The 2,418-nt window shown below is 68.7% G+C and carries 3 protein-coding genes and 1 tRNA gene; 3 read left to right on the top strand and 1 reads right to left on the bottom strand.

What is annotated here, in order from left to right; all coding sequences use genetic code 11:
• The first annotated feature begins 70 nt into the window (after positions 1-70).
• A complete protein-coding gene (locus IE173_RS15365; RefSeq protein WP_191284326.1) occupies positions 71-1,261 on the top strand; it encodes an IS481 family transposase in 1,191 nt (396 codons plus the stop codon).
• 36 nt (positions 1,262-1,297) lie between these two features.
• Here IE173_RS15365 and IE173_RS15370 read toward each other — a convergent pair.
• A tRNA-Ser gene (locus IE173_RS15370) sits at positions 1,298-1,386 on the bottom strand.
• A gap of 96 nt (positions 1,387-1,482) precedes the next feature.
• Here IE173_RS15370 and IE173_RS15375 point away from each other — a divergent pair.
• Both IE173_RS15375 and IE173_RS15380 read left to right on the top strand, forming a co-directional pair.
• The gene (locus IE173_RS15375; protein WP_191284408.1) at positions 1,483-1,848 is read left to right on the top strand and encodes a hypothetical protein; all 366 of its coding nucleotides are present in this window, start codon (positions 1,483-1,485) and stop codon (positions 1,846-1,848) included.
• Between the two features lie 88 nt (positions 1,849-1,936).
• Positions 1,937-2,418, top strand: a 482-nt coding sequence (locus IE173_RS15380; protein WP_191284409.1) for an ATPase domain-containing protein, incomplete at its 3' end; no start/stop codon positions are given.

The raw sequence follows: 2,418 nt of genomic DNA on the forward strand, positions 1-2,418 counted from the left end.
GGTGTCTGGTTTCAGGACATAGGAAACCGATGTCTCAAGACATAGGAAACCCTCGGCCACGCTCTGAGGAGTGTCGAAGGCTCGTCTGATCATCACCGCCGTCACCGTCCAGGGGCTCTCGCAGGCTGAGGTTGCACGAACCTACGGCGTCTCGAAGGGGTGGGTTTCGAAGCTACTGGCCCGGTGGCGCCGCGAGGGTGATGCGGCGTTCCAGCCACGCTCGCGGCGGCCGCGGTCCAGCCCAAACGCCCTCGCCGCCGAGACGGTCGAGCTGATCTTCGAGCTGCGTCACCGGCTCACCGCGAAGGGGCTCGACGCTGGCGCACATACGATCGCCTGGCACCTGCAGCACCACCACCACGTCTCGGTCTCGGCATCGACCATCTGGCGCACCTTGAAGCGCGCCGGCATGGTCGAGCCCGAGCCGAAGAAGCGGCCGAAGTCCTCCTACCTTCGCTTCGAGGCCGACCTGCCGAACGAGTGCTGGCAGTCCGACTTCAGCCACTACAGGCTCGCCGACGACACCAACACCGAGATCCTGACTTTCCTCGACGACTGCACCCGATACGCCGTCAGCATCACAGCGCATCGAGCCGTGACCACCCCGATCGTCGTCGCCACCTTCCGCGCCGCTACGGAAACCCATGGAAACCCTGCCGCGACGCTGACCGACAACGGCATGGTGTTCACCGTTAAGCACTCCGGCTGGGGCCGCCGCGGCGGCCGCAACGCCTTCGAGGCGGAACTGCGCGACCGCGGCATCGTCCAGAAGAACGGCGCCCCCTCCCACCCGCAAACCCAGGGCAAAGTCGAGAGATTTCAGCAGACGATGAAGAACTGGCTGCACGCCCAGCACCCTCAGCCCGCGACCCTCGCCGATCTCCAACGGCTGCTCGATGACTTCGCCGACGAATACAACCACCGCCGACCCCACCGGTCCCTGCCGCACCAAGCCACCCCGGCCGCCCGCTACCACGCCCTGCCAAAGGCCGCCCCGACGCCCGGCGGACGCGACCACGACAACCACGCCCGACTGCGCCGCGACCGGATCGACAAGACCGGCACCGTCACCCTGCGCGTCCACGGCAAACTCCGCCACATCGGCATCGGGCGAGCCCACGCCCGAACCCACGTCCTGATCCTCGCCAACGACCTCGACATCACGATCATCAACGCCGTCACCGGCGAACTCCTGCGCGAGCTCACCATCGACCTCGACCGCGACTACCAGCCCCGCACAACAAGAAACCCCCGAACCTGAGGGTTCGAGGGTTTCCTATGTCCTGACACAGGACAATGGCGGTACCGGTGGGATTTGAACCCACGGAGGCTATGAACCTCACATGTTTTCGAGACATGCTCCTTCGGCCGCTCGGACACGGTACCGCGGACGATCTTAGCCCAGCTCTCGCATCGGCTTTCGCGGCTGGTTCATAGGTGCGGCCAACACTTCCCCGAGGCGGCGGCACGACTGTCGTACCTATGGCAGACAAAGAGAACACCGAGGTGCCCCCGGCTTCTGAAGCCCTGGCACCTGTCACGACCGCCGCTCCGGTGACGGTCGTCCGCGAGCGCAGCAGCTGGGTGACGCCGTTGGTTGCCGCGCTCGTCGTCGTCGCGGCGCTCGTGCTGGGCGGCGTGAGCGGGTTCGCACTCGCTGCGGCCACCCACGCCGGCGGTCGGCCCGCGATCGAGCAGTCCCAGCAAGGCCCGCAACAGGGTCCGCAACAGGGCGGCCCGATGCAGGGTCCCGGCGGCCCGCAGGGTGAGCGCCCCGACCGTCCGACCGACGACTCCGACGAGTCGACCGACGACGACGCGACCGAGGACGAGTCGACCGAAGGCTGACCCTCCCCACGAGCCCACGGCATCCGAACCCCCAACCGGATGCCGTGGGCTCCCTCGCGAGGTCGGCGGCTGGCCGTACTCTCGACCCATGGCCCGCCCCTCGACCCCCGGATTCGCGTGCCGGGAGTGCGGCTGGACCACCGTCAAGTGGGTGGGCCGCTGCGGCGAGTGCCAGGTGTGGGACTCCCTCGTCGAGCAGGGTGCGCCCACCTCGAAGGTGACGGCGGTCGCCGTCTCTGAGGCGCGGGCCGCCCGCCCGATCACGCAGATCGGCACCGAGTCGAGCGTGCACCGCCCGAGCGGCATCGGCGAGTTCGACCGGGTGCTCGGCGGCGGCATCGTGCCGGGCGCCGCCATCCTGTTCTCCGGTGAGCCGGGCGTCGGCAAGTCGACGCTGCTGCTCGAAGTCGCCGCCCGCATCGCCCAAGCCGGTGCGCGGGTGCTGTACGTGAGCGCCGAGGAGTCCGCCGCCCAGGTGCGGCTGCGCGCCGACCGCACGGGCGCGCTCCGTGACGAGCTCTACCTCGCCGCCGAAACCGACCTCGCGACGATCCTCGGCCAGGTGGATGC

Source organism: Pseudolysinimonas yzui (assembly GCF_014653215.1).
Classification (GTDB): Bacteria; Actinomycetota; Actinomycetes; order Actinomycetales; family Microbacteriaceae; genus Pseudolysinimonas_A; species Pseudolysinimonas_A yzui.

Excerpts from the sequence above, each read along its gene's own strand:
- IE173_RS15375 (WP_191284408.1), top strand. The coding sequence starts at position 1,483 with ATGGCAGACAAAGAGAACACCGAGGTGCCCCCGGCTTCTGAAGCCCTG.